We start from the raw sequence: 23119 nt of genomic DNA on the forward strand, positions 1-23119 counted from the left end.
TGCTGGGCATCGCCTAGCAATAGACGTCAGCAAGGCCGGGCGATGTGAGTGAAGACCCTTTCAATGACATGCGCGTAGTGGTCGGCCCGAACTTGTCAGCCACGATGAGCAGTAGTAATTCCACCTCGGCGATTGCCTTGTCCTGGACGATCGAGGGTCATGGGACACGACAAGACCGCAGTAACCGGCGCGGCCATCTCACACCGGGCAATCAGATCAACAGCAAAAGCGGCTCTCTCAGAAATCCGCGGAGCGGGCCTGAAACGAGTAATGTCTGGGCGGACTAATGCTCATCGCAGTGTTTCGGGCGAGGGTCGAGGCGCAGGCTAGGCCGCGACTAACGCTTTGAGAAGACCTCAGCGGGTCAGCGACGGAGTGAAATGCTATAAAGGCGCTGTGTGCCAGATGGGGCGGGTCGTAAGGGGACAGAGAGTCGGGCGAAGAGCCCATCAGCCAAGTTGGACCAGCGTTTTCGCAAGGATATGAAGTGGCACTGCCTCCACGTCATGTTTCAGCGGAAAGCGCTCTGCTCCCGGATAGACAACGAGGCGACGGATAGGATCTACGTCCTCGCACGCCAGATGAAAGCCCTTCTCCACTTTTGGCGTCAGGCTGCGCTTGATTTCGATCGCCCATGGACGGCTGCCTGGAGGGGTCAAGAGGAGGTCGATCTCGGCGCCGGCGGATGTGCGATAGAAGTTAGCTGCTGTGCCGGATGGTGCGACCGCAATCAACGTCTCAATAACAAAACCTTCCCAGCTGGCGCCGGCCACGGGATGAGCGAGAACGTCCTCAAGGGTTGTCAGTCCAAGCAGCGTATGTGCAATGCCGCTGTCGCGCACGTAAACCCGCGGCGACTTGACCAGACGTTTTCCGACATTTGCATGCCACGGCTCGAGCCTTCGCACCAGCAGCAGATCGACTAGCAGGTCGAGGTACGAGGCAATTGTCTTGCCATCGACTCCGAGGGCCCGGGCAAAGTCGGCAGCGTTGAGGAGCCCTGATTGATGATGTGCCAGCATGGTCCAGAAGCGGCGCAGCGTTTCGGCCGGAATGCGAGGCCCGAGCAGCGGGATATCGCGCTCGAGGTAGGTGCGGATGAAGTCCTGCCGCCACCGCTGACTGGCGCGGTCGCTCGCCGCCAGAAGGCTGTCGGGAAAGCCGCCGCGCACCCACAAGGGGTTCAATTGTTCGGCCGGCACCTCCAGTCCGTCAATCGGATGCATCTCAAGATAGGCAATGCGGCCAGCGAGCGTCTCCCCAGTCTGCCTGAGGAGATCGATGGAAGCGGACCCGAGCAGCAGAAAGCGCCCTGTCTTCTTGCCGCTGCGGCGACCGCGGTCAATCAAGCCACGAAGATTCTGGAATAGGTTTGGAAGCCGATGGACCTCATCGAGGATCACCAACTCGCCCTCATGTTCGGCAAGGTAGAGCTCCGGCTCCGCAAGCTTGGCTCTGTCCGCATCGGACTCGAGATCGAGATAGATCGACGGCCGTGTCTGGGCTATCTCGAGCGCGAGTGTAGTCTTGCCGACTTGGCGCGGCCCAATCAGTGCCACCGCAGGGATAGTGTCCATCAGTTCGGCGAGTTGCGTTTCGATGCGGCGCTTGATCATCCTCGCAATTATGGAGTGCAATTCCTGATTTGCAAGGACGGACGCCGAAATTGGTCAGCGTAATTGAGCTATTGGCACGCAACGCCCAAGTTTGGGAGAGGTATGCCAGATTGGCAGGGGCGGGGACTTCGTCCTCTATAATCCCGACGCCTTGGTGAGGTTGATTCGAAACCGGTCGCGCCGCCGCTGATATCTGCGGGTCATCTCAGCGCTTGTGTGGCCGAGTTGCTTCTGCACATAGCGCTCGTCGACCTCGGCCGACGAGGCGAGGCCAGCGCGCAGCGAATGGCCGGAAAACTTTTGGCCGCGTTCGCCTTCCGACAGGTCGCCGCGCACGCCGGCAGCGAGCGCCGCGCGCTTGACCAGGCGCGCCACCTCCTGGTCGTTCAATCGCTCGGCGCCGACAGCCTTGCCCTGGCCGGTGACGCGTCGAAATAGCGGTCCGTGCCCAATCCGTGCCAGTTTCAGCCAGGTCTGCAGGGCGACCATGGGGCAAGTCGCATCGGAGGAGCCACGACCGATCTCGACCTCGCGCCAGCCCGTCTTGCCGCGCAACGTCACCAAAATACCCTTGTCGAAAATCTCGACCCAACCGCGGCCGTCCTCCGTTTGATCCCTGGCAACGTCGAGCCCGACAATCTCGGAGCGCCGCAGGCCGCCGGCAAAGCCTAAAAGCAGCATGGCGCGGTCGCGCAGGCCACGCAGCGTGCCGCGGTCGAGCGTCTCGAGCATGGCAACCAGATCCTCCGGAAGAATGGCTTCTTTCTGCCGGGGAGGGGAGGCATGGCTGTTGCGAATGCCGGCCATGACGGTGGCGATGTGTCGATCCTTTCGGTCCAGCGGCTGACCACGCTGAGAAAAATTCCAAGTCAGCGATGAGAGACGTCGCTCGATCGTCGAGACGGCGTTCGGTTTCTTGTCTCCCGTTCCCTTACCGGACGCGCAAGCCGTGATGTAGAGGCCGACGACCTGCGGATCTGGCGGCAACACCTCGAGATGCTGCCGGCGCGCCCAGGCACAAAAATGCTTCCAGTCGGCGGCGTAGGCTCGCCGGGTGTTTGCTGAACTGGCGGCCTCGACATAGTCGCGCGCGCGGTCGGCGAGCTTTTCGAGATGCGTAGGCAACGATGCCTGTCGCGGGTCGAAGACCTGCGGGGAAGGGGAGGGGCCTTCATCCGGCCGCCCCATCTCCATGACGACGTCGACAATGTCCGGCAGGTCATCGGCGTCGATTGCGCCCGTGGGCACCATCAAATTACGGGCATTGCCCATCAAGTCTCGTCCATTTTAATGTCACAGCACTGCGATTCTTGGGAGCCAAGGTGCTGCCAAAGCGCGGAATTGTCCACCGCGAGCCGCGTGACAGCATAGCTGCGAGATTTGCGTCCCGTCGGGTCCGGTTATCGCATCACCGGGAGCGGGCCTGTCCTGTCAAGTGATGGCCTCTTAGTGGGTGGTCTCTCCTTGCCTTCATGTTCAACAGTCTTTATATTCCGTTCAACAGATGGAGATTCCCAAGATGACCATACGTGGCGCAACGGCAGCCGCAAGCGAGGAGCAGATCGCCCGCAACCGCAACCGTCTGGTGCTTGAGCAGGCGAGGGCGGTCGGTCTTCTTGGCGCGGCCAAAAACACACGCCTTTCCGGCAGGGTGCCGTCGGATTTGATCGAGGCGGCAAAGAAGCGCGCTCATGTGACCTCCGACACCGAGCTTTTGGAGCTCGCCTTGTCGCGACTGGCCCTCGAGGACGATTTTGGCGCGCGGCTCGTCGGCCGCAAGGGGAGCATCTCCGCGGACATCGATCTTGGCATTTGATCTAGGGAGTGCACTGCGTTCCCTAAAACCACAGCGGCGTAGCGCGGGGCTGGAACGGCGACCAGATTCTGCCCTGTCCTGGGCAGGTGACCAGCCGCCTGTCGGCGGCGTGTTGCTCCTCGATACCAGCGTGTATCTGGATGTCCTGCAGGGACGCACGCCCGAAGCGGTCGATAACCTTTTGACCTATCGGCTCTGTCACCACTCGGCCGTCTGCCTTGCCGAGCTCAGCCACGTGTTCGGTCGGCTTGACCCGGTGCACCCTGAGACAAAGTCGGTCCTGAAAGCGGTTGCGGGTACGATCGAGGATATTCCGGCGCACCGGCTGCATGCACCCGACGCCACCACCTGGGGACGCGCCGGTATGCTGGCCGGTCTGTTGTTCCGGCTGAGCCATCTACCGAAAGGGGAGGGGCATGAACGCCGCTTCCTCAACGACGCGCTGATCTTTCACCAGGCTGGTCTTTTGGGAGCGGCGGTCCTGACCGGCAATGTTGGAGATTTCGACTACCTGAACCAACTTGTTCCGTCGGTGCGGGTGATCTTCTACCGGGTGGCGCCAGGTTCGCGGCCCCACGCCTGAAGGGTCAGTGGGGATGCATCCGCGCTATTGTAACCGTTACAGCAAGACCGTCGCGCTGTGGGATGGTCCGGAGGGTCGCTGGGCGTGAATTTTGTGCTTCTGCTCGACGAAAACGGCCATTTCTCCTGTGGAGGGTGAAACGAATGATAATGCAAGATTATCATTTGTTTTGTCACGCCGACAGGCTGTGCGTTTTGGTGCAACAATCATAGCAAAAAGCGCACCGGCGCCTTACTCTCCAGATCATGATTCGCCTCGATCCCGCGACCGCCAGCTTCTCTGCGCCGCCCTCCGTTCCGGCCTGGGCGATCACAAGCTCCGGCGCGCCGAGCGACGGCGGCGCCGCCTTCCGGGCCGGGGCCGCCCTGGGTGCCCTCGACACGCTCGCCCGCGCGCAGCCTGCATGGGCCGGCGCTTGGCGGCAGCGGCTGGCGCTTAGCTGCGCCGCCGCCAGCATGCGGCTTGCCGGCCGCGCCGAGGACGCCGCCGCCTTGCGCGATGCCTGGCATTTGCGTCCCCCAGGTGGTGATCCCGGCCCCGCCGGCGCCGTCTTTGGCGCCTGGCGGCAGTTGGCCAGGCAGTCGCCCGCCGCTACTCCTGACCGGCTCGGAAAGATACTTGACCAGCTTGGCCTCCATTGGGACGGCGGGGCGCTCGCCGATCTTTGCTCCCAGGTCGAAAAACTCGGGGTATCCCAGCGTCCGGCGCCGTTCGACGCCGCGGCGATCGCCACTGAGGTCGTCGCGATGCGTCCGGATGCCGAACTCTTTGGCTGGTGGCTCGCCGACCTGGTGCTGGCGCAACGCCTGGGCTGGCCGCAGCCCCTGCCGCTCCTAATGGCGCAGGTTTTTGGACCATCCTTTCGCATCGGGGCCGGCGGTGGCCGGCGCATCCGGCCCGGGGACAAGAATTTTGAGCGGGCGGTTTGCGTCTCGCTCGTTGCTGCCGCCGCAGACGCCTGTCGGTTGGCCGCCGAGCTGGCACGCCGGGCCGAAAGGCTCCTGGCGGTGGCGCCGAAACTGCGCGCCAAAGGCGCTGGCGACGTAATCTTTCTGCTGCTCAGTGAAGACGCCATCTCTGGATCGCTGACGACGAAGAGTCTTTCGCGCTTTGCATCGCGGCGGCTGTTCGAGCGGCTGCAACAACTCGAAGCCGTGCACGAGTTGTCCGGCCGCGCAAGCTTTCGACTGTTTGGGCTCTAGCGATGAGCGAGGCCGCCCGATCCGAACGCCCGCGGGGCAAGGATGATGTCCAGCCGATGCTGGTCGACACTGAGCTTGAGCACCTGCCGCAAGAACTTCGCTGGCGCGAATGGATGGGCCGCGTCGAAGCGGTGATCTTCGCGGCAAATGAACCGGTGCCGCGCGAGGTGCTGGCGCGCGTCGTCGGTAAAAGCTGCAATCTTGAGCTGATCATCGACGACATTCGCGCCGAGCTCGTCAGCCGCCCGTACGAGCTGGTTTCGGTCGCCGGCGGCTGGCAGCACCGGACCAAAAAGGTTTTTGGCGACGTCATACACGCCGCCTTCGGCCAGCGAAGCGGCAAGGGGGAAAAAGAGCTGTCGCAGGCGGAGGCGCTTGTCCTCATGTGCATCGGCTATTTTCAGCCGATCACCCGGGGTGAGTTGTCGAGCTTCTTTGGCAAGGAAGTGTCGCGCGATCTGATCGGCGTGCTGCGCGCGCAGGAACTGATCGCGTCGGGGCCGCGCAGCCCGCAGCCGGGCGCGCCTTACACATATGTGACGACCAAGAACTTCCTGTCGCAGTTCGGGCTCGACACGCTGCGCCAGCTGCCGGATTTCGAGGCGCTGGAGGATGCCGGACTGCTGTCGAAGGACAAGCTGCTGGCCGGCGATATCCCAGCCGGGCTGGCTAGCGGGGAGGGCGACGGTACGGACGATGTCGTTGAGGACCAAGCGCCGTGACGCGGGCGTCAGCTCATTGTGATCCCAGAGACAGTAGATCACTCACGGCCAGGACGACTGGTCGTGCGGCAGCCGGGGATCGGGATCATGGACCGTGACCTTATCGCCTTCGACAAGATTGGCCCGAACGGGACACATAAAGCGCTTCGATGCCAGGTAGGTTGAAACGACCGCCGTCCATCGCCGCGCCTGCACCGCTTGTGGGCAGGAAAGCCCATTTGGGTGTCAGATAGCGATGGAAGATCTCGTCGGGGCCGACGCGGGTGACTTTCACCCGCGCGCCCCATTCTCGTGATCCCGGATGAAGGCCAGAACCGCTTCGACCTGACCGTCAGCGACGAGTTCGGCCGCCGTGTGATGGCCATAGTCAGCGATAGGTTCGTTGCGATACCAGTAGATCGCCTTGTCGACGGCGCCGGTGAGCTCCGTCGCGGCCGAGATCTCCTTCACCATTTCGCGCATCCGACCCTGCAAGCGCTCCGATGACGGCTTACGAAGCGTGTTGCCTTGGCGCTGGCCCGAACGGTTCCGCAGCATTTCTGTCCACACGTTTCCTGGGTCGCGAACTGCGCGCTCAATTTGATCGAACGTCGCGGTCGCCGCCGCACCCGTCGCGCACATGCCCGGCCTATGAAGAACTCGTCAACGCAGTATGTTCAGCGACCGGAGATCTGAATGGCATTTCGATTCGTACACACCGCCGACATTCATCTAGACTCCCCGCTGCGCTCGCTGGCGTTGCGCAACGCCGAGCTTGCCGAGCTCGTCGGAGATGCCAGCCGCCAGGCATTCACCGCGATCGTGGATTTGTGCCTTGCGGAGCGTGTCGATGCGCTTGTGATCGCCGGTGATCTTTACGATGGCGACCAGACTTCGATGAAGACGGCACGCTTTCTGGCATCCCAGATGGCGCGTCTCCATCAAGCTGGCGTCACGGTCTACATGATCCGCGGCAACCACGACGCCATGTCGCGGATTACGAAGCAGCTTGTGTTGCCCGACACGGTGATCATTTTTGGCGGCCGCTGCCAATCCGTGATCCAGTCTGGCCCTGGGGTGGACGTTGCGTTCCATGGTCTGAGTTTCGCCAGCCCCAAGGCGCCCGAAAGCCTGCTGCCCAAATATGCCGCGCCGCAAGAGGGAGCTGCGAACATCGGCATTATGCACACGAGCCTGGCCGGCTCCCCAGGCCATGACGTTTATGCACCTTGCAGCGTCGCCGACCTGCACGGCCACGGGTTTGAGTATTGGGCGCTTGGCCACATTCACGTTCGCCAGGTGTATTCCGGTGCGAGCGCGCTCGTCATGCCAGGGATTCCTCAGGGTAGGGACGTCAACGAGGCAGGCGAGAAATCGGTCACGCTGGTCACTATCCGCGATGATCGCTCGGTCGAGATCGAGGAGAGGCTCACCAGTGTCGCGCAGTTCGAGCGGGTGAGTGTCGATCTGACCGGGGTGTCGGAATGGGGCGAGGCCGTCATTCGTGTCCGAGCAGGGCTGGAGCAATTCCGGGAGGGTGCCAGGTCGCGCTACCTTGTTGCCCGCCTTCGCCTGGTCGGCACGTCTGCCCTTTCATGGTCGCTGATGCGCGACCGGGACTTGGCCGTCGCAGAAGCCGAGCAGGCAGCGGAGCAGGTGGGCGACACCTGGGTGGAGAAGCTGGAGTTTGATCTTTCGGCTTCCGCTGTCGGAGGTTTGGGCAATGTTGCGGATCCCACTTTGGAGCTCGCTCAATCAATGCGCTCCAATGCGAGCTCGGAAGCATTTCGCTCCGAAGCGCGCGAATTCGTGTTGAAGACGATCGCGGACCTGCCGCCCGATGCGCGGCGCTTCGCCGGCAAGGACGAAGCAGGGCTCGAACAGTTTCTCGACGATGTGCTTGCCGGAAGCGTAGACCTGGTCACGGCCCGGCTCAAGGCAGGCGCGACGCGATGAGATTGCGTCGCCTTGACTTGACCCGCTATGGCAAGTTTACCGATAAAGCGATCGACTTCGGGGAGAAGCCGTCTTCGGCCCCGGATTTGCATATCGTCTTCGGCCTGAATGAGGCCGGCAAGTCGACAGCGCTTTCCGCCTATTTGGATCTGCTCTTTGGCATCGAGGAGCGCAGCCGCTATAATTTTCTGCACGAATACAGCTCCATGCGCATCGGCGGGTTGCTGGAATTCGAGGGACGGACGCTTGCCGTCTCACGCACCAAAAGCCGCGGTAACTCCCTGCACGACGCTGAAGGCAGGCCGCTCAGCGAAATTGCCATTTCGGCAAACCTCACGGGCTTGTCCCGCGATGCCTACAGCAGCATGTTCTCACTCGATGACGAGACGCTGGAAGCGGGCGGCAGAGCGATCCTTGAATCGCGTGGCGATCTCGGCAAGCTCCTTTTCACTGCCAGCGCCGGGCTTGGGCATGCCAGCGACGTCCTGGCTGCACTGGATACGGAGGCAGACGGTCTTTATCGCAAACAGGCCCAGAGCACCGAAATCGCCTTGCTGAAGAAGCGGTTCGCGGAGCTCAAGTTACGCAAGGAGGCGATCGACACGCTGGCCTCGACATTCGAGGCGCTCGAGGCGGAAAGGGTGGAAGCACAGGACAAGTATGACCGCAGCCTGGCTGAACGCGCGGTCTTGTCGGCGCGGCTCGCCACGATCGAACGATATGCGCGCGCCGCGCCGCTCCTTGCCGAAATAAAACGCAAGGCAAGCAGGCTGGCTGAGCTGCCTGACATGCCGTCTCCTTCCCGGACCTGGAGTGGCAGCGTCGCGGAATTGATCGATCAGGATACCCGTTTGAGAACCCGCCTCCAGGCCAACGCCGATGAGATCGAGCGCGCGAAGGCAAAGATCGAAGCAATCGCTGTCGATGAAGCTGTGCTGGCGATCTCGGAGCAGGTGCGAGGACTTGCCGATCGCAAGGCGCGATATCTGTCCGCGGGCATGGATCTGCCGACCCGCAAGATGGAAGTCCAGATGCTCGACCAGGTCGTGGCGACTTGTCTCGCCGCGCTCGGAAGGTCGGCCGAACAGGATCCGTCCCGGCTCACTCTGCCTGCCTTTGTGGTAGGCACCCTCCGCAATATGGTCGAGCAACGCTCCGGGATCACGACGAGCCTGCAGATGGCCCGCGATGAAGCCGCTGCCGCGCTCGACCGGCTCAACGCTGCGCGAGGCCGAGTTGGCGAGGAGAGGGCAGTGCCCGAGCCCGCAAGAGCCAGACTGATGGCAGCCGTGTCGGGGGCGAAGCAGAGTAGTCACACACGCGAAATTCGAGAGGCGCGCGCCGTGGAGGCCGAGCGGCAAATAAGGCTGGCGGATGCGATGCGGCGCCTCCAGCCGTGGTCAGGAGATGTCGACCTACTTTCGAAGATGTCGGTCCCGCCGCCGACGCAGTTGGCTGCCTGGAAAACACTGGCCGCGCTTTCTCCTGAGTGTTCCGTCCGAGCCAAGCTATCCTATCGTGACGCCTGACGACATGCGCGAGGTGGCGCTTGCATCCTGGAATTCCAATCGCCGTGTGTGGACGGTCCCCTACCAGTCATATAGACCTGCGCCGGCATTGGAGCCGGATCGAGGAGGAGGCCAGGCGTAACGAACCGGAAGAGCGCAAGAGCGGCGATGCTCTAGCACCGGCGACAAAGCGCGGTCGTTCAGCTCACGCCCGATCTGTCGGGATGAGTCCCAGGCTATCTCCTGAGGATGAAGCTGAAACTAGACGAACATCATGACGATGATCGCGCCGATGACGATCAGGACAAGGCCGCCGATCAGCATCGGCAACAGACTGTTGTTAGGGTCGATACCAGCATCAAACTGTTTTGTTATCGGCATCGGCTTATCGTTCTTCTTTGGTTCAACCATGGCTCGTCTCCGTGCGAGAAAAATCGGCATGCGTCTGGTAAAGGACGACGCCTGCGTAGGTGACTGGGGCGTGTCTGCTCCGTCCTCAAACTGATCCGGCGACGAGATGGTGCGGTTCTCCTTCACGGCGAAACATTTTGTCTCCGATCGTAAAGAAACCTTGACCTTTACCCACCCCCTCGCGCCGCGCCGGAAGCTTGGGGTGGTGAGGGCCTTCCGAGGAAATGTTGAGGCATCAGCGCGACGTCGGCCAACGTGTAACGATCGAGGATGCTCTGGAAGGAGGCTATCGCTTCGCCAAACATGCTTGAAAGCTTGCAGGAGCCGGTGAGCACACATTGGTTTCCAGTGGCAAAGCACTCCACAATCGCGAAATCCGGCTCGGTCAGCCGTATGACATCGCCGATCCGGATCATCTCGGGCCGAAGCCCCAGAACAAGGCCGCCGGAACGGCCGCGGACCGCCTTCAGATAGCCGCCGCGCGTCAGGGTGTTGGCGACCTTGTTGAGGTGTGTCTTCGACACCTTGAAGGTGCGGGCAGTCTCCTCGATCGTGATCAGACGATCGCCAGCGGCGGCCGCATACATCAGCATCCTCAAGGCAAAGTCCGAGAAGTTGGTCAGCCTCATGGGCCGTTCCTCTCTTGGATTGACGCGCTGTTTTGCGAAACACTCACAAACCAATTCGGCATCACAGGTCTTTCTCGGCAATCGGTTCGATGCCAATCGTGGTCTCGCCACGATTGAAAGCGACCGCAAGACGAAAGCTGTGCGCGATCCGCAACGCGCGATCCATGAACAGCGCCGCAACCTCGGGCGGGCAGATGCGATGCACGGTGGCGCGAAACAACTTCAACCAACGCCGGAAATGCACCTCGCCAAGGCCGGCTATCGCTAGATGCGGTGGCAGGGGCCGCCCTTCATATCGGGCCGTTCGCAGCAGTGTCGCGGACCAGAAGTCACACATCTTTCCCAGATGACGCGGCCACTCGTCGGGCGGTATCCTCTGGTGGAAGATGGGACCAAGAAGCTCATCGCGGCGAATTTCATCATAGAAACCGTGAACCACGCCGCGGATCATGGTCTCGTCCAGCAGGTCAAGCACGTCAGGCAACGGAACGCCGTCGACGATGATCGTTCTCTTGTTCCGACTAGGCTCGCTCATGTGCGCGCTCCCATCTCCGCAACGCCAAGGCAGCCTTTGGGCATCGTCGCCCCGCACATCCAGGCTGCCGATTGTACTGGCTCCTTGAGCGTGCTGGTCGACAGCCGACGCGAATGGATTGCCTCGTACGCAGCATCGAAAGTGCGCAAGCTTGCAGCCGCGTTTCGCGATGAGGATCGATGGCTCGCATTCTCATGGTGCCTTGGCTTGGACTCGAGCAAGCATCCGAGTTAAAACGTACATTGTCAATATATGTTTTAGGAAAGGCGATCAAGACGTGGGGACGCGATGCATTGATAGGCTTTCTGTTGAACCGAACTCAGCCGAGGAGGGCGAGGTTTATTGGGAGTGCCTCATGGCCGAAGCGTCGGCGGGTTGGGCATTCCGGGGCGCAGCAACTCGGCCGCCTAGGCGTGACGATGCCAAGCCCGGCCTGTCAAGTGTGCGAATTGGCCGAAATGGCGGACGCGGGTCGGTATCGAGTATCGCTATCACCTCGCTGGCTGACTGCGCCTGCCGCAGCCCCTCTCGAGTCCGAGGCGCCCGAAGCACCCGGCACACCTGTGAAAGAGTGGGAAGGAAGGCGGAAACGTCAGAACGTGGCCAGAACAACGTGTAAACGATATCGACGGGATCGTCGTCCGGTCCGTCGAAGTCGATAGGCGGAGCCAGTCGTGTGAAAGATGCGACAGGTGAAGAGATCATGTCGAACAAAGCGTGTGGGATCGCCACGCCACGGCCGATGCCCGTCGAACCGAGGCACTCGCGGTGCCACAGGCTGCGGAGAACCGTCTGCTCGTCCAGCCCCGATCTCCGTGCAATCCTGACGGCGATTCTCGACAAGGCCGAATGCTTTCCCTTTGTCGCGAGGTCAAGCGAAATGTCTGCTTCCGACAAGATGTTGGGGATCATTACAGTCGCCTCCAAGCCGATCCAAACGAGATTGCGGACGAGCGTTCAGCCACATTGCCTGCGCGAGGCAACGTTTACCTTGGGCTGAATTGGGATCCTGGCTGTCCCGAACGCAAAGCCAGGGTCTTTTCGCGTCCGGGCTAGAGGCCTGCTTTGAGGCGCTGCGGCTCTCGCCGAAGAATTAGCATGAAAATATTCATAGCGATTCAAATGTAGTGAAAGGTTTTTCGGAATCAAGTGGTGTCAGGGCTGCGATCGCGTCGCGGTATTTCCGTATTGCGGGATGTAGCTCCCGCTCGACCATTAGTGCGTCTCGGCTTTGGTTCGCGACCTGTCGGGCACGATCTTGGCGTCATGGCAACGCGAATTCCGAAATCTTCGCAGTCGAATGCGGCAAGAGGATTGATCGATCGCAAACCGGATCCAAAGATACCAAACAAAGCGCAAGGGCATGCAGAAATAATGCACTGAAATCTCATTTAATTTCGTTTGACGAACAGAACCGTCTTCTGCTTGCTGGCTGGATGCCAACAGGTCGTGCCAGCAACAAGATCGGATTTTGGCGATCTTCCAGATTTTCGGCCATCGCGGTTCTGGTTCAGCAAGGAGTTACCATGATGAAAAGGCTTGCCCTCGCAGTTGTCATGACAATGGCCAGCCCACTTTGCGCTGTGGCGGCGGCTGAGGTCGCCAAATCGCCACCGGCAGCGCCTTACCAACAGGTCAGCAAGCTGGTGAAGCTGCCCGACTTCTTACCGGGTATGGGCCAACTTTTCGTTGACCCGACTGCATTGCCGACGGGTCCATTCCTTGCCTATGACCACGACGGCAAGCTCGTCAGCACCATCTACATGCTGCCGATCAAGGATCTTAATCCGGACAAACGCTTTGACAACCTCGCAGCGCCCGGCGGCAATGTCGACCATGTCGACGTCTACTACAATGCCGGCCATCCTGGGGTTGAAGAGCCGCATGTCCACGTCGTGCTGTGGCATGTCTCTGTAGCTGACGAGGCGCGGGTCGCCAAGTGACACTCACGCGTCGTGAGATGCTGGGCGCGGGCGGCGGGCTTGCCGCCGCCCTTTCCCTATTCCCGTTGACCGCATGGGCCAGTGAGGTGGTGGACATAAAAATGCAAGGGCGCGGCGACGGTTCCCAAGTCTGGTTCGATCCGATCGGCATTCTGATCAAACCAGGTCAGACGGTGCGCTGGACCAATCTCAATCCTGGCAATTCGCACACAACGACGGCGTACAACCCGACAAATTTCGGGCGGCCGCTTCGCATGCCCAAGGCAGCAAGATCGTGGGATTCCGACTACCTCCTGCCCAACGAGAGCTTTTCGGTTACCTTCACCGAGCAGGGGGTCTATGACTATTTTTGCATTCCGCATGAGCATGCTGGAATGGTCGGCCGCATCATTGTCGGCGAACCTGCGACGCACGGCTGGGCTGAATTGACCGGCGCGAATGACGACCTTCCAGAGGAGGCCCTCAAGGCGTTTCCAATGGTCGAAGACATCATGACGAAAGGGATCGTCCGGCGCGTTTAGGCGATGTGCATGCACGACACGGATATCAGCAAGAAGGAGGACCGAATACGGCGAAGCGAGCGGGAGCGCGGGTTTTCTAGCTGTAGTCAGTGATCGGTAAGGGCGCGTGGATGGCAGACGATATTTTTCCGTACGAAACTCAGTCACGATCTCAGGCGGAGCGCGACGAGAGCGCACATATATCGAACATGGCTCTCGAAGTCCGAACCGCCCAACAACGTGAGCGTGCGACACGTCGGCTTGCCGCCCTAGGCGAGATGACTGGCGGTATTGCCCATGATTTCAGAAATCTTCTGGCAGTCATCGAATCCGGCCTAAGGCTTGCGGAGAAACGAGCCGATGAGCCCGAAAGTGTGCGGGCCTATATCGCGGCAGCGCGGGAAGGAATCGATCGAGGGATCGAATTAACGTCGCAGCTGCTCGCCTTCGCAAAGCATCAGGAACTCGATGCCCACGCTGGCGACTTGAATGAGTTTCTCAGGTCTTTCGAGCCTTTCCTCAGGTATGGCGCCGGACCCGACATCAGCGTGAAGCTCGAACTTGGTCCCGGTATCCCGCGCTGCCTGATCGATCCCGCATTTTTCGACGCTGCGGTGCTAAATCTCGTTATCAACGCGCGGGATGCCATGCCAAATGGCGGCGAGATCCAGGTCACTACCGGGCGATTGGTGCAGACGAACGCATCACCTGATCCGCCCGGGCCGGGAACCTACGCGTGCGTTCGCGTCAAGGATCACGGTTGCGGCATGCCTCCGGAGGTCTTGCAAAAGGCATTCGATCCCTTCTTCACGACAAAGGGCGAGAAGGGCACAGGGATAGGACTGTCGCACGTGCAGGCATTGGCGCAGATGGTTGGTGGCCGGATCCGGGTTGCGAGTGAGCAAGGCGTCGGCACGACAGTCGATCTCCTATTCCCATCAATCGAACAGGCTACTTAGCGTCGAAAAGGAATCCTGCGATTTGATGTCGCTTGCAACGGAGTGCAGTCCTGCCAGGGCAGGGCCAACTATGCTCTCGTCGGCATTTGCGGACTGGACTGCATAGACTGGATAAGAGAGCTGGGGCATTTCGGGCACAAGGTGCAGCCGCCCGGCCGCTATGTGGGCCTGCACTGAGCTCATTCTGAAATATCCGGAGCCGCCGGTTGCGAGAACATAGTTCAGGGCGAGCGGACCAAGATCGAAAGAAAGATCCGGCGCAACACTCGGGAAATTCATCCCGTGGTGAAGTCCAAAATCCGGCCCCCAATCCATATAGATATAATCGGATTCATCCAGGACGCGTGCTTCGGGTTTGGTCGTCACGAGAACGAGCTTTTCCTCAAGAAGCAGATCGATCTTCAAACCCGGTCTGTGCGGAGGCGCGTACATGATAGCCAAGTCGACCATTCCTGACGCGACCTGATTGATCAAATCCTGCGGCACATCGACGTGTACCCGAAGTGCAATATCCTGAAGCGAGCGGCGCATCCATCGGACCCAATCGAGCAGAAAAGGTTGCGCAAGGCTGACTTCGCCACCGACCGTCAGAACAGCTCGGCGTCCCGGGGGCACTGCAACCTGGTGAAGGGTGCGTTGCCATAGTTGGACGAACATTGGTGCGTGGCGCAGAAATTGCTCACCGGCCGGGGTGAGAGACGCTCCACCTTTGTGACGGACAAAAAGCGGTCGGCCCAATTGCTGCTCGAGGTTGCGGATTCGGGCACTCACGGTCGTCTGGGCGACATTCAAACGCTCGGAGGCTCGAATAAAGCTCCCTGTCGAAACGATCTCGATAAAAGTGCGCGCAAGCTCGATGTCCATATCGCGTATAGCATAAAAATTGCGCTTAAATGTCAATGAATTTCGTTTGCTACATAGTAAGCGCGGGCGCTAGGCTTCGAAATCCACCAAGCCTAGCGCTGGATGCTGCGCAGCGCCGGTTGGAGCGAGCGCAAGCTCTCTCCATCCTCCCCATCGTTTTGCCTGCAGCGTCACAGGAGAAATCATGTCGACGAGAGAAAAGAGCCAAGGCGATGTGGGGCGGCGCGACTTTCTGAAGCTGTTCGGCGCGGCCGGAGCTGCCGGAGCGGCGGCGAGCACTCTGCCGCTTGGCGGATCCGCATCAGCGGACGAAATCATGGCTGCGGCCGCCGCGGATACAAAACATCACCACCTGACCGCCGCCACCGAGCCTCATGTTGGGCGCTCTGGCTATGAATTCTTCAATGTGGACGAATCCGCCTTTATCGAAGCGGCGGTCGATACGCTCCTTCCAAGCGATTCAACTGGCCCCGGCGCAAAGGAACTCGGCGTTGCGACCTACATCGACCGGCAGATGGCCGGTGGATACGGCAAGGGTGACCGCCTGTATCTGGAAGGGCCATTTGGCGAGGGTACGCCCGAGCAAGGCTATCAATTGCCCATGACGCCGTCGGAACTGATCCGGGCCGGCATCGCCGACGTCAATGCCTTCGTGCAGAAGAACCACAAGAGCACCTTCGATGGCCTTTCGGCAAAAGATCGTGCCGAGGTGCTGGCCGATCTCGAGAGCGAGAAGGTCGAGCTTCCAACCGTGCCCACCGCGACCTTCTTCGGGCTGCTGCTTCAACTGACGATCGAGGGCTATTTCGCGGACCCGATGTATGGCGGGAACAAGGACAGGGCGGCTTGGAAGATGATCGGGTTCCCAGGTGCCGACGCCATGTACATGGACAAGATCGAACCCTTCCGGAACAGGCCCTACAAGGCTGAACCCAAGGGCATCCAGGACCTCATCTAGCCGACGGAAAAGGAGACTATAGCATGACCACCAAACTCAACGCTGTCGATGTCCTGATTGTCGGCCTTGGATGGACAGGCGGCATCATCGCCAAGGAGCTCGCGTCGACCAAGCTGAAAATCGTAGCCCTTGAGCGGGGAGGCCCGCGTGACACCAATCCGGACTTCATCGACCCGGAGATCCACGACGAACTGCGCTACGCCGCCCGCCACGATCTCATGCAGAACGTGCGGCGGGAAACCATCACCTTCCGCAACAGTGAATCGCAAACAGCGCTGCCGATGCGTCAACTCGGCTCGTTCCTGCCCGGCCAAGGCGTTGGTGGCGCCGGCGTGCACTGGAACGGCGTCACCTGGCGCTGGCTCGAATGGGACCACCAGGCGCGCACCAGGACGGTCGACAAATATGGCGAAAAGATCATCCCTTCGGATATGCACCTGCAGGACTGGCCGATCACCTATGACGATCTCGAACCTTACTACGACAAGTTCGAAAAAACCTGCGGCACCTCCGGCAAGGCGGGCAATATCAACGGCCGGAAGATCGATGGTGGCAACATCTTCGAGGGATCGCGAAAGGAGGAGTACCCCAATCCGCCAATGATTGCCGCGCAGAGCATGGTGATGTTCGAGAAGGCAGCCCGCAATCTCGGCTACCACCCTTTCCCCAACCCGTCGTCAAACGCGTCGCGGGATTACGTCAATCCTGATGGTGTGGCCTTCGGCCAGTGTCACTATTGCGGGTTCTGCGAACGTTTCGGCTGCGAGGCGAACGCCAAGGCGAGCCCGCATTTCACCGTCATCCCGCTGGCGTTGGCGAACCCGAATTTCGAGCTACGCACCAACTCGATCGTGCTGAAGGTCAATCTCGACTCGACCCGCAAGAAGGCAGTCAGCGTCACCTATCTCGACGCACGAGGGCGGGAGTTCGAGCAGCCCGCCGACCTCATCATCCTCTCGGCCTATGCGCTCGGCAACGTCAACCTGCTGCTGCATTCGGGGATCGGCGTGCCTTATGACCCGGCAACGGGAAAAGGCGTGGTCGGTCGCAACTATGCCTATCAGTGCGGTGGCGGCGCTACGGCCTTCTTCGACAAGGAAACCATCCTGAATCGCTTCATGGGAGCGGGCGCGCTCGGCACGACCATGGACGATTTCAACGGCGACAATTACGATTTCGTGAAGGCTGGCTACATCGGCGGCGGCGGCATCAGCTGCAGCAACTCGGGCGCGCGGCCCATCCAGTCGCATCCAACTCCGCACGGCACGCCGCGTTGGGGCTCCGACTGGAAAAAGGCAGTGGTCGACAATTATGACCACGCGGCCAGCGTTGGCAATCAAGGCGCCGTGATGGCCTACCGACAGAATTATCTCAGCCTCGATCCGACCTACACCGACGTCTTTGGGCGTCCACTGTTGCGGATGACGTTCGACTTCCAGGACAACGAGGTAAAGCAGATGAACGGTCAGGCCGACATCTGCGTGGAGATCGCCAAGGAGATGGGTGCGACCAAGGTCGATCGGAGCATTCCCCCCGTGCCGTATTCGATCGTGCCTTATCAGAGCACGCACAACACAGGCGGGGCAGTCTTCGGAGCCGACCCGAACACCAGCGTTCTGAACAAATATCTTCAGGTCTGGGATGTCCCGAACGTGTTCGTCACGGGCGCTTGCGTGTTTCCGCAGAACGCCGGGAAAAACCCGACCGGACCGGTAGGCGCTCTTGCCTACTGGGCGGTGGACGCGATCAAGAACCAATATCTGAAGAACCCCGGCCCACTGGTTCTCTCCTAAGCAACGTCTGCCGGATCCGGATCCGCGGGTCCGGCAGACTGGGTGTGTTTCGAACCGAATATATTGCTCGGGGCCGGTTCGGCCGGACCCCGTAGCTCATTGAAAGCAGCAGACATGAGATCGACCATGCTTGGATTGATGACCGCAATTCTCACTGCAGTCGGCTCGGCCCATGCGCAAGACTCGTCCCCCGGTAATGCCGAAGCCGGCGCCGTCGTCTTCAGGAGGTGCATGGCCTGCCACCAGGTCGGTCCCGACGCAAAGAACGGAGTAGGTCCGGTTTTGAACGGGGTCGTCGGCCGAGCGGCCGGTGTGTATCCGGATTATAGTTATTCCGCGGCGAACAAGAATTCGGGCCTGACCTGGGATGAACCGACGCTGAAGACCTATCTGCACGCGCCGCGCAAACTGGTGCCCGGCACAAAGATGACATTCGCCGGTCTCAACAAGGACCAGGAGATAGCCGATGTAATCGCCTATCTGAAGCAGTTCAACGCTCAGGGCCAGAAGGTCGGCCCCTGAGTCAGACGAGCGACCTGTCCCGGCCGCAAAGCACAACCTTTATGAAATTCCTCCTGCATCAGGGTCTGGGGTATTCCACGGTCCATCAGATCGGTGACTACCTGCGCAGCCATGGCACCGGCCATCACTGGATCGAGCGATATCGCGGCGACATCTTCGTTTTCGCGTTGGATGCTGCCGACCAGGCAATCCTTAGAAAAGAATTCTCAAACCTTCTGGACGTTGTCGACGCCCCGGAGACGGACGGGACATGACCTCTTTATCGATGTGTCAGCAAAATCTCCCTGAGAACGACGGCATCGTTGTGCGTCTCGTCGTGAGCCGAGTAGACGAGCGTGACTGTGCCTTCCCGCATCAGGCCGCGCATCCGGTCGAGTTCATTGCGATGCTCCTGGATTTCCGCAGCGTATCGGCGTCGGAATTCCTCCCAGCGAGCTGGATCGTGTCCAAACCATTTTCGAAGCTCGGTGCTTGGCGCAAGTTCCTTCATCCAATGGTCGATCGCTGCTTCGGTCTTCTTGACCCCGCGCGGCCAAAGCCGGTCAACCAACACGCGTATGCCGTCGTCGGCAGCCGGGCCTTCATATGCCCGTTTCAATCTCACTCTCTCGTCGGAGATTTTTTCACTCATGACGACGCTCCTCACTATCCATTGCCTTCAAGTACATAGGGCGTGCGATCACAACTGCGAGAGCGAAATCATCTTTCCCGAAACCAAACTAAAGAAAATTAGTCAAATCATTGATGGACGTATTCACGTTGAGGAGAAAGACAATGAAGTTCTTTATCGATACAGCCGATATTTCTGAAATTCGCGAGCTCGCTGCCGCCGGCCTTCTCGACGGGGTGACCACGAACCCGTCCCTTATCGCAAAGACCGGCCGACCGATCAGGGATGTGGTCAAGGAGATTTGCCAGACAATCCAGGGCCCGGTTTCTGCCGAAGTCACCTCGATCCACTTCGACGGCATGATCGCCGAGGGAGTGCGTTTGGCCGACATTGCCGCCAATGTGGCCGTCAAGGTACCATCCACCTGGGATGGATTCAGGGCTTGCCGGGCACTCAGTCAGCTCGGACACAAGGTCAATGTCACGCTGTGCTTTTCAGCCAATCAGGCGTTGCTCGCAGCCAAGGCAGGAGCGACCTTCATTTCGCCGTTCGTCGGCAGGCTAGACGATCTTGGTCTGGACGGCATGGAGGTGGTCCGGGAAATCCGCAAGATCTACGACAACGACAAATCCTTCACGACGGAAATCCTCGCGTCTTCAATTCGCACCCCTCTCCATGTCAAACAGGCCGCGATCGCAGGCGCCGATATTGCGACCGTACCACCAGCAGTGCTCAGAAATCTCGCCAAACACCCACTCACCGACCGGGGACTTGAGTCCTTTCTCGCCGACTGGGGTAAAACAGGGCAAGCGATCCTGTAGTCGTCCGCAGCGGGCTTCCCCGGGAGACGCCACGCCTTGTCGTCCGCCAGCACGTCATCGCACATGCAGGCCTCGCGAGGACTTGGACTGGGCGTCATGGGCCGAGGTGCTGATCGTCAGTTGCCAGCACCAAGGATATTGGACACGCCATTGTCCTTGGATTCTTTCGTGGCCAGCCGATCGACGATGCCCGCTTCGATGCCATCTACCATCGCCTGAAGCCCGGGCCGCATGGATTCTATGGCTTGTTTTTCAGCTGGCATGTCTACAAACAGCCGGTTCGCGGTAAGGCGCGAACTGACGTCATCAAAAATGATGCCGGGCGTGAAGCTTTCATACATGGAAGTAGCCGACCAATGTGTGGGGTCAGAATTATCGACGTCTATTAAGCATCGATGTGACTGATCCATATGTGACATCTGGTTCTGGACCTCGTCGCGTACGCTGCAGCTGAAGTTGACAACGTATCTCCGTTCCGCTGCTTCGTACTCACCGTCCATGAAGCGAGACCATCGAAAGTCCAGAAGTCCTGGCTGTCCCTGTCTGGTGTAGCCATATGAGTTCCGGGCCTTGATTGACTGGTAGAGTATGGTGTCGAAATCCTCTTCCTTCAGGTCAACTCCGTCGCATCGCGCGTACACAAACGTTGCGTCCATCGCCAGAACCGAGTGAGCCTTCTCCTCCCGTGACTCGCATCGGTCAAACACAAGTTCGATCCGGAACATGCGATTCAGGAAAGAATACACAGTCGCTGTAGCCTCTCTCCCTATCGAACAGACGGATTTCTCGATCCCTTGCGCAACATATCGCCGGTCTGGATTTCGATCTACGCGCGGATTCTCTTTGCCAACTACGGACACCAATGACATGAAGTCGTGCACTGCAACCGGCGAGAAAAGGTCAGCCTCGATTGTGGTCCCTAAATCGACCACCTTCACCGGCACAGAGTGCTGTCGGTGCATTTTGCGTTCGCCCCGAGAGCAGCTTCAAGTCGGAGGGCGACCTCTGCAATTGTTGGTACCAGACGAATGCCTGAGCGGAGGCCAAAGATGGCATCAGGATGAGAGCCGCTACGGCCAGTCTGATTGCGTGCATAGGTATCCCCCTAGATCCGTGGGGCTTGCGTATCTACTGCATGCTCAACCTGCAAGAATCGGTGGCCTTTTCCTACACATCGGCGGCTTCACACCCTTCAGGGTTTCCTGGACGGCGGCGAGAGCGACCGAGAAGCTCGTCTTCAACATCGCGCCGGACCACCATTGAGGCGCGAACGATGGCCTAAGGCACAACGTCGCGATGGTGGTGGCCGGCGTCGACGAGGAAGGCAAAGCGAAGACCTCAATCTGCTCCGCAATGAAGGTGCTTTGCAACGGCCGCCCGCGGGAGCCTTAGTTTAACACATCATAAAAATTGCACACAATTGCCGATTAAATTCGTTTGCACGATACCTAAGAAGGCGGGAGACTACACTGTGTATGCAGCTCGGTCGCGCCGAGTGAGTTGGTCTGGGCCTTTGGCAGTCCTGAAAATCTGACGACGCGCTAGCCAGGCAAAGAATATTGCGATGCTGGTGGGCTTGGGATTTCCCGCTTCACCGCGCATGGGATCGCCAAAGGAGAAGAAAATGGCTGAAGGCCATAACGAACTGAGCGGACCGGATCTGGTCCAGGGGATCGCGTTCTCCGATCTTCCCGATGGCGGAAAGCTTGTCGGTCATAGTGGCGGTGAACAGGTGTTGCTGGTGCGTCGCGGAACCGAGGTGTTCGCGGTCAGCGCGACATGCACGCATTACGGCGGGCCGCTCGTCGACGGTCTTTTGGTGGAAGATACCGTTCGATGTCCCTGGCATCACGCGTGCTTTGATTTGCGCACAGGCGAAGCGTTGCGCGCTCCTGCCTTCAATCCTCTCGCCTGCTGGGCCGTCGAACAGCGGGATGGCCGGATATTCGTTGGCGACAACCTCAAACGAACGCTTTCGAAACCGCGCTCCGGACGCTCCGGTCACGCCCCCAAGAAGATCGTCATTGTCGGCGGCGGCGCAGCGGGTTTCGCGGCGGCCGAAATGCTGCGGCGCGAGCAGTACCAGGGCAGCATCGTCATGATCAGCGACGACCATGCGCCACCCGTCGACCGGCCCAACCTCTCCAAGGACTACCTCGCCGGAAAGGCCCCTGAGGATTGGATCCCGCTCCGCGGCGAGAAGTTCTATTCAAAAAACAATATTGACCTGCGTCTCAATACGAAGGCCGTTGACATCGATCTGCGTTCCCGCGAGGTCGTCCTCGCTGATGAAGGAAGGATTCCTTACCACAGGCTGCTGCTTGCAACCGGAGCCGAACCCGTCCGCCTGACCATCCCAGGCGCCGACCAACCACACGTTCACACGCTGCGCTCGCTCGCAGACTGCAAGGCGATCATCGAGCAGGCCACCACGGCATGCCGCGCGATCGTGCTTGGAGCCAGTTTCATCGGGCTCGAGGTTGCCGCGGCCCTGCGGGCGCGGGATATCGAGGTTCATGTCGTCGCGCTGGAAAAACGGCCCATGGAACGGGTCCTGGGGCCCCAAATGGGCGACTTCATCCGCGCCCTCCATGAAGAGCATGGCGTGGTATTCCATCTCGAGAGCACGGTAAAAAGCATCGACGGCAGGAAGGTGAAACTTAGCAGTGGCGGTACGTTGGCGGCGGATCTCGTGGTCGCCGGCATCGGCGTGCGGCCGCGGATCGGACTTGCCGAGGCGGCAGGGCTCGTTGTTGACCGCGGCGTTGTTGTGGACGCCTTTCTGGAAACGAGCGAGCCAGGGATATTCGCGGCCGGCGACATTGCGAGATGGCCAGATCCTCACAGCGGCAAGAACATTCGCGTCGAGCATTGGGTGGTTGCCGAGAGACAGGGGCAGACCGCGGCGCTCAATATGCTCGGACATCGCGAGAAATTCGTCGCAGTCCCGTTCTTCTGGAGCCAGCATTACGACGTCCCGATCAGCTATGTCGGCCACGCCGAACAGTGGGATGAGATCGCGGTCAGCGGCGACATCGTCGCCAAAGACTGTCTGCTGCGTTTCAGGCGTGAAGGGAGCACACTGGCTGTCGCTTCTATCTTCCGCGACGTCGCAAGTCTGGAGGCTGAAGCGAAAATGGAGCGCCAAATGGCAACCTAGCAGGCGCTCTTGGGCACCGCGACCCGGAGAGA

At 60.1% G+C, this 23119-nt stretch carries 24 protein-coding genes and 2 pseudogenes; 15 read left to right on the forward strand and 11 right to left on the reverse strand.

What is annotated here, in order from left to right; all coding sequences use genetic code 11:
- Positions 1 to 449: 449 nt before the first annotated feature.
- Together AC07SZ_RS26135 and AC07SZ_RS26140 are read right to left on the reverse strand one after the other, a co-directional pair.
- A complete protein-coding gene (locus tag AC07SZ_RS26135) occupies positions 450 to 1616 on the reverse strand; it encodes an ATP-binding protein (protein WP_352699532.1) in 1167 nt (388 codons plus the stop codon).
- A gap of 135 nt (positions 1617 to 1751) precedes the next feature.
- Complete coding sequence (locus AC07SZ_RS26140; protein WP_494916473.1) at positions 1752 to 2888, reverse strand: site-specific integrase; 1137 nt, start codon at positions 2886 to 2888, stop codon at positions 1752 to 1754.
- Positions 2889 to 3135: 247 nt separating this feature from the next.
- Between AC07SZ_RS26140 and AC07SZ_RS26145 the strand changes: the two genes are divergently transcribed.
- From AC07SZ_RS26145 to scpB, 4 genes are all read left to right on the forward strand, one after another.
- A complete protein-coding gene (locus AC07SZ_RS26145; RefSeq protein ID WP_091586235.1) occupies positions 3136 to 3432 on the forward strand; it encodes a hypothetical protein in 297 nt (98 codons plus the stop codon).
- Positions 3422 to 4015, forward strand: coding sequence for a type II toxin-antitoxin system VapC family toxin (locus AC07SZ_RS26150; RefSeq protein WP_494916474.1), 594 nt, complete (start codon positions 3422 to 3424; stop codon positions 4013 to 4015). Before AC07SZ_RS26145 ends, AC07SZ_RS26150 begins: the two co-directional genes overlap by 11 nt.
- Before the next feature lie 245 nt (positions 4016 to 4260).
- Positions 4261 to 5217 carry a DUF1403 family protein gene (locus AC07SZ_RS26155; protein ID WP_494916475.1) on the forward strand — a complete coding sequence of 319 codons (957 nt, stop codon included), beginning with the start codon at positions 4261 to 4263 and terminating at the stop codon, positions 5215 to 5217.
- A gap of 2 nt (positions 5218 to 5219) precedes the next feature.
- The gene (gene scpB / locus AC07SZ_RS26160; protein ID WP_494916477.1) at positions 5220 to 5939 is read left to right on the forward strand and encodes an SMC-Scp complex subunit ScpB; all 720 of its coding nucleotides are present in this window, start codon (positions 5220 to 5222) and stop codon (positions 5937 to 5939) included.
- Between the two features lie 100 nt (positions 5940 to 6039).
- Here scpB and AC07SZ_RS26165 read toward each other — a convergent pair whose 3' ends face one another.
- Together AC07SZ_RS26165 and AC07SZ_RS26170 are read right to left on the reverse strand one after the other, a co-directional pair.
- Positions 6040 to 6213, reverse strand: a complete 174-nt coding sequence (locus AC07SZ_RS26165; RefSeq protein ID WP_120145563.1) for an RES domain-containing protein — start codon at positions 6211 to 6213, stop codon at positions 6040 to 6042.
- A pseudogene (locus AC07SZ_RS26170) lies at positions 6210 to 6443 on the reverse strand (hypothetical protein); the annotation flags it as partial. The gene AC07SZ_RS26165 and the pseudogene AC07SZ_RS26170, both read right to left, overlap by 4 nt.
- Before the next feature lie 171 nt (positions 6444 to 6614).
- Here AC07SZ_RS26170 and AC07SZ_RS26175 point away from each other — a divergent pair.
- Positions 6615 to 7874 carry a metallophosphoesterase family protein gene (locus AC07SZ_RS26175; RefSeq protein ID WP_494916478.1) on the forward strand — a complete coding sequence of 420 codons (1260 nt, stop codon included), beginning with the start codon at positions 6615 to 6617 and terminating at the stop codon, positions 7872 to 7874.
- Positions 7871 to 9352, forward strand: a pseudogene (locus AC07SZ_RS26180) (ATP-binding protein); the annotation flags it as partial. The gene AC07SZ_RS26175 and the pseudogene AC07SZ_RS26180, both read left to right, overlap by 4 nt.
- Before the next feature lie 291 nt (positions 9353 to 9643).
- On the opposite strand, the gene AC07SZ_RS26185 reads toward AC07SZ_RS26180, so the two are convergent.
- The 4 genes from AC07SZ_RS26185 to AC07SZ_RS26200 all read right to left on the reverse strand — a co-directional run bounded on the left by AC07SZ_RS26185 (position 9644) and on the right by AC07SZ_RS26200 (position 11869).
- Entirely contained in the window at positions 9644 to 9793 is a 150-nt protein-coding gene (locus AC07SZ_RS26185) for a hypothetical protein (RefSeq protein ID WP_494916479.1), read from the reverse strand.
- Between the two features lie 167 nt (positions 9794 to 9960).
- Positions 9961 to 10422 carry an RrF2 family transcriptional regulator gene (locus AC07SZ_RS26190; RefSeq protein ID WP_494916481.1) on the reverse strand — a complete coding sequence of 154 codons (462 nt, stop codon included), beginning with the start codon at positions 10420 to 10422 and terminating at the stop codon, positions 9961 to 9963.
- Between the two features lie 61 nt (positions 10423 to 10483).
- Positions 10484 to 10897: a group III truncated hemoglobin gene (locus tag AC07SZ_RS26195; RefSeq protein WP_494916483.1), complete on the reverse strand. Its 414-nt coding sequence runs from the start codon at positions 10895 to 10897 to the stop codon at positions 10484 to 10486.
- Positions 10898 to 11296: 399 nt separating this feature from the next.
- Complete coding sequence (locus AC07SZ_RS26200) at positions 11297 to 11869, reverse strand: PTS sugar transporter subunit IIA (RefSeq protein WP_494916484.1); 573 nt, start codon at positions 11867 to 11869, stop codon at positions 11297 to 11299.
- A gap of 617 nt (positions 11870 to 12486) precedes the next feature.
- Between AC07SZ_RS26200 and AC07SZ_RS26205 the strand changes: the two genes are divergently transcribed.
- The 3 genes from AC07SZ_RS26205 (at position 12487) to AC07SZ_RS26215 (ending at position 14359) form a co-directional block, all read left to right on the forward strand.
- Positions 12487 to 12900: a DUF5602 domain-containing protein gene (locus AC07SZ_RS26205; RefSeq protein ID WP_494916620.1), complete on the forward strand. Its 414-nt coding sequence runs from the start codon at positions 12487 to 12489 to the stop codon at positions 12898 to 12900.
- Between the two features lie 17 nt (positions 12901 to 12917).
- On the forward strand, positions 12918 to 13421 hold the full coding sequence (locus tag AC07SZ_RS26210) for a plastocyanin/azurin family copper-binding protein (protein ID WP_494916485.1): 504 nt from the start codon (positions 12918 to 12920) through the stop codon (positions 13419 to 13421).
- Between the two features lie 110 nt (positions 13422 to 13531).
- Entirely contained in the window at positions 13532 to 14359 is an 828-nt protein-coding gene (locus tag AC07SZ_RS26215) for an ATP-binding protein (protein WP_494916487.1), read from the forward strand.
- Here the strand turns inward: AC07SZ_RS26215 and AC07SZ_RS26220 are convergent.
- Entirely contained in the window at positions 14339 to 15259 is a 921-nt protein-coding gene (locus AC07SZ_RS26220) for a LysR family transcriptional regulator (RefSeq protein WP_494916488.1), read from the reverse strand. The two genes, AC07SZ_RS26215 and AC07SZ_RS26220, sit on opposite strands and share 21 nt — an antisense overlap.
- Positions 15260 to 15407: 148 nt before the next feature.
- Here AC07SZ_RS26220 and AC07SZ_RS26225 point away from each other — a divergent pair, with 148 nt between their 5' ends.
- From AC07SZ_RS26225 to AC07SZ_RS26240, 4 genes are all read left to right on the forward strand, one after another.
- Positions 15408 to 16181, forward strand: coding sequence for a gluconate 2-dehydrogenase subunit 3 family protein (locus tag AC07SZ_RS26225; RefSeq protein WP_494916489.1), 774 nt, complete (start codon positions 15408 to 15410; stop codon positions 16179 to 16181).
- A gap of 23 nt (positions 16182 to 16204) precedes the next feature.
- On the forward strand, positions 16205 to 17974 hold the full coding sequence (locus tag AC07SZ_RS26230; protein ID WP_494916490.1) for a GMC family oxidoreductase: 1770 nt from the start codon (positions 16205 to 16207) through the stop codon (positions 17972 to 17974).
- A 126-nt stretch (positions 17975 to 18100) separates the two neighbouring features.
- A complete protein-coding gene (locus AC07SZ_RS26235; RefSeq protein ID WP_494916491.1) occupies positions 18101 to 18496 on the forward strand; it encodes a c-type cytochrome in 396 nt (131 codons plus the stop codon).
- A 41-nt stretch (positions 18497 to 18537) separates the two neighbouring features.
- Positions 18538 to 18750, forward strand: a complete 213-nt coding sequence (locus AC07SZ_RS26240; RefSeq protein ID WP_494916492.1) for a hypothetical protein — start codon at positions 18538 to 18540, stop codon at positions 18748 to 18750.
- 5 nt (positions 18751 to 18755) lie between these two features.
- On the opposite strand, the gene AC07SZ_RS26245 is transcribed toward AC07SZ_RS26240, so the two are convergent.
- Complete coding sequence (locus AC07SZ_RS26245) at positions 18756 to 19127, reverse strand: DUF488 domain-containing protein (RefSeq protein ID WP_494916493.1); 372 nt, start codon at positions 19125 to 19127, stop codon at positions 18756 to 18758.
- Between the two features lie 143 nt (positions 19128 to 19270).
- Here AC07SZ_RS26245 and fsa point away from each other — a divergent pair, with 143 nt between their 5' ends.
- Entirely contained in the window at positions 19271 to 19927 is a 657-nt protein-coding gene (fsa, locus tag AC07SZ_RS26250; protein WP_494916494.1) for a fructose-6-phosphate aldolase, read from the forward strand.
- A 116-nt stretch (positions 19928 to 20043) separates the two neighbouring features.
- On the opposite strand, the gene AC07SZ_RS26255 is transcribed toward fsa, so the two are convergent.
- A complete protein-coding gene (locus tag AC07SZ_RS26255; protein WP_494916495.1) occupies positions 20044 to 20268 on the reverse strand; it encodes a hypothetical protein in 225 nt (74 codons plus the stop codon).
- A 1283-nt stretch (positions 20269 to 21551) separates the two neighbouring features.
- On the opposite strand from AC07SZ_RS26255, the gene AC07SZ_RS26260 reads away from it, so the two are divergent.
- Complete coding sequence (locus tag AC07SZ_RS26260; protein WP_494916496.1) at positions 21552 to 23087, forward strand: FAD-dependent oxidoreductase; 1536 nt, start codon at positions 21552 to 21554, stop codon at positions 23085 to 23087.
- Positions 23088 to 23119 lie beyond the last annotated feature (32 nt).

The organism is Mesorhizobium sp. GW821-FHT07A06 (assembly GCF_059419085.1).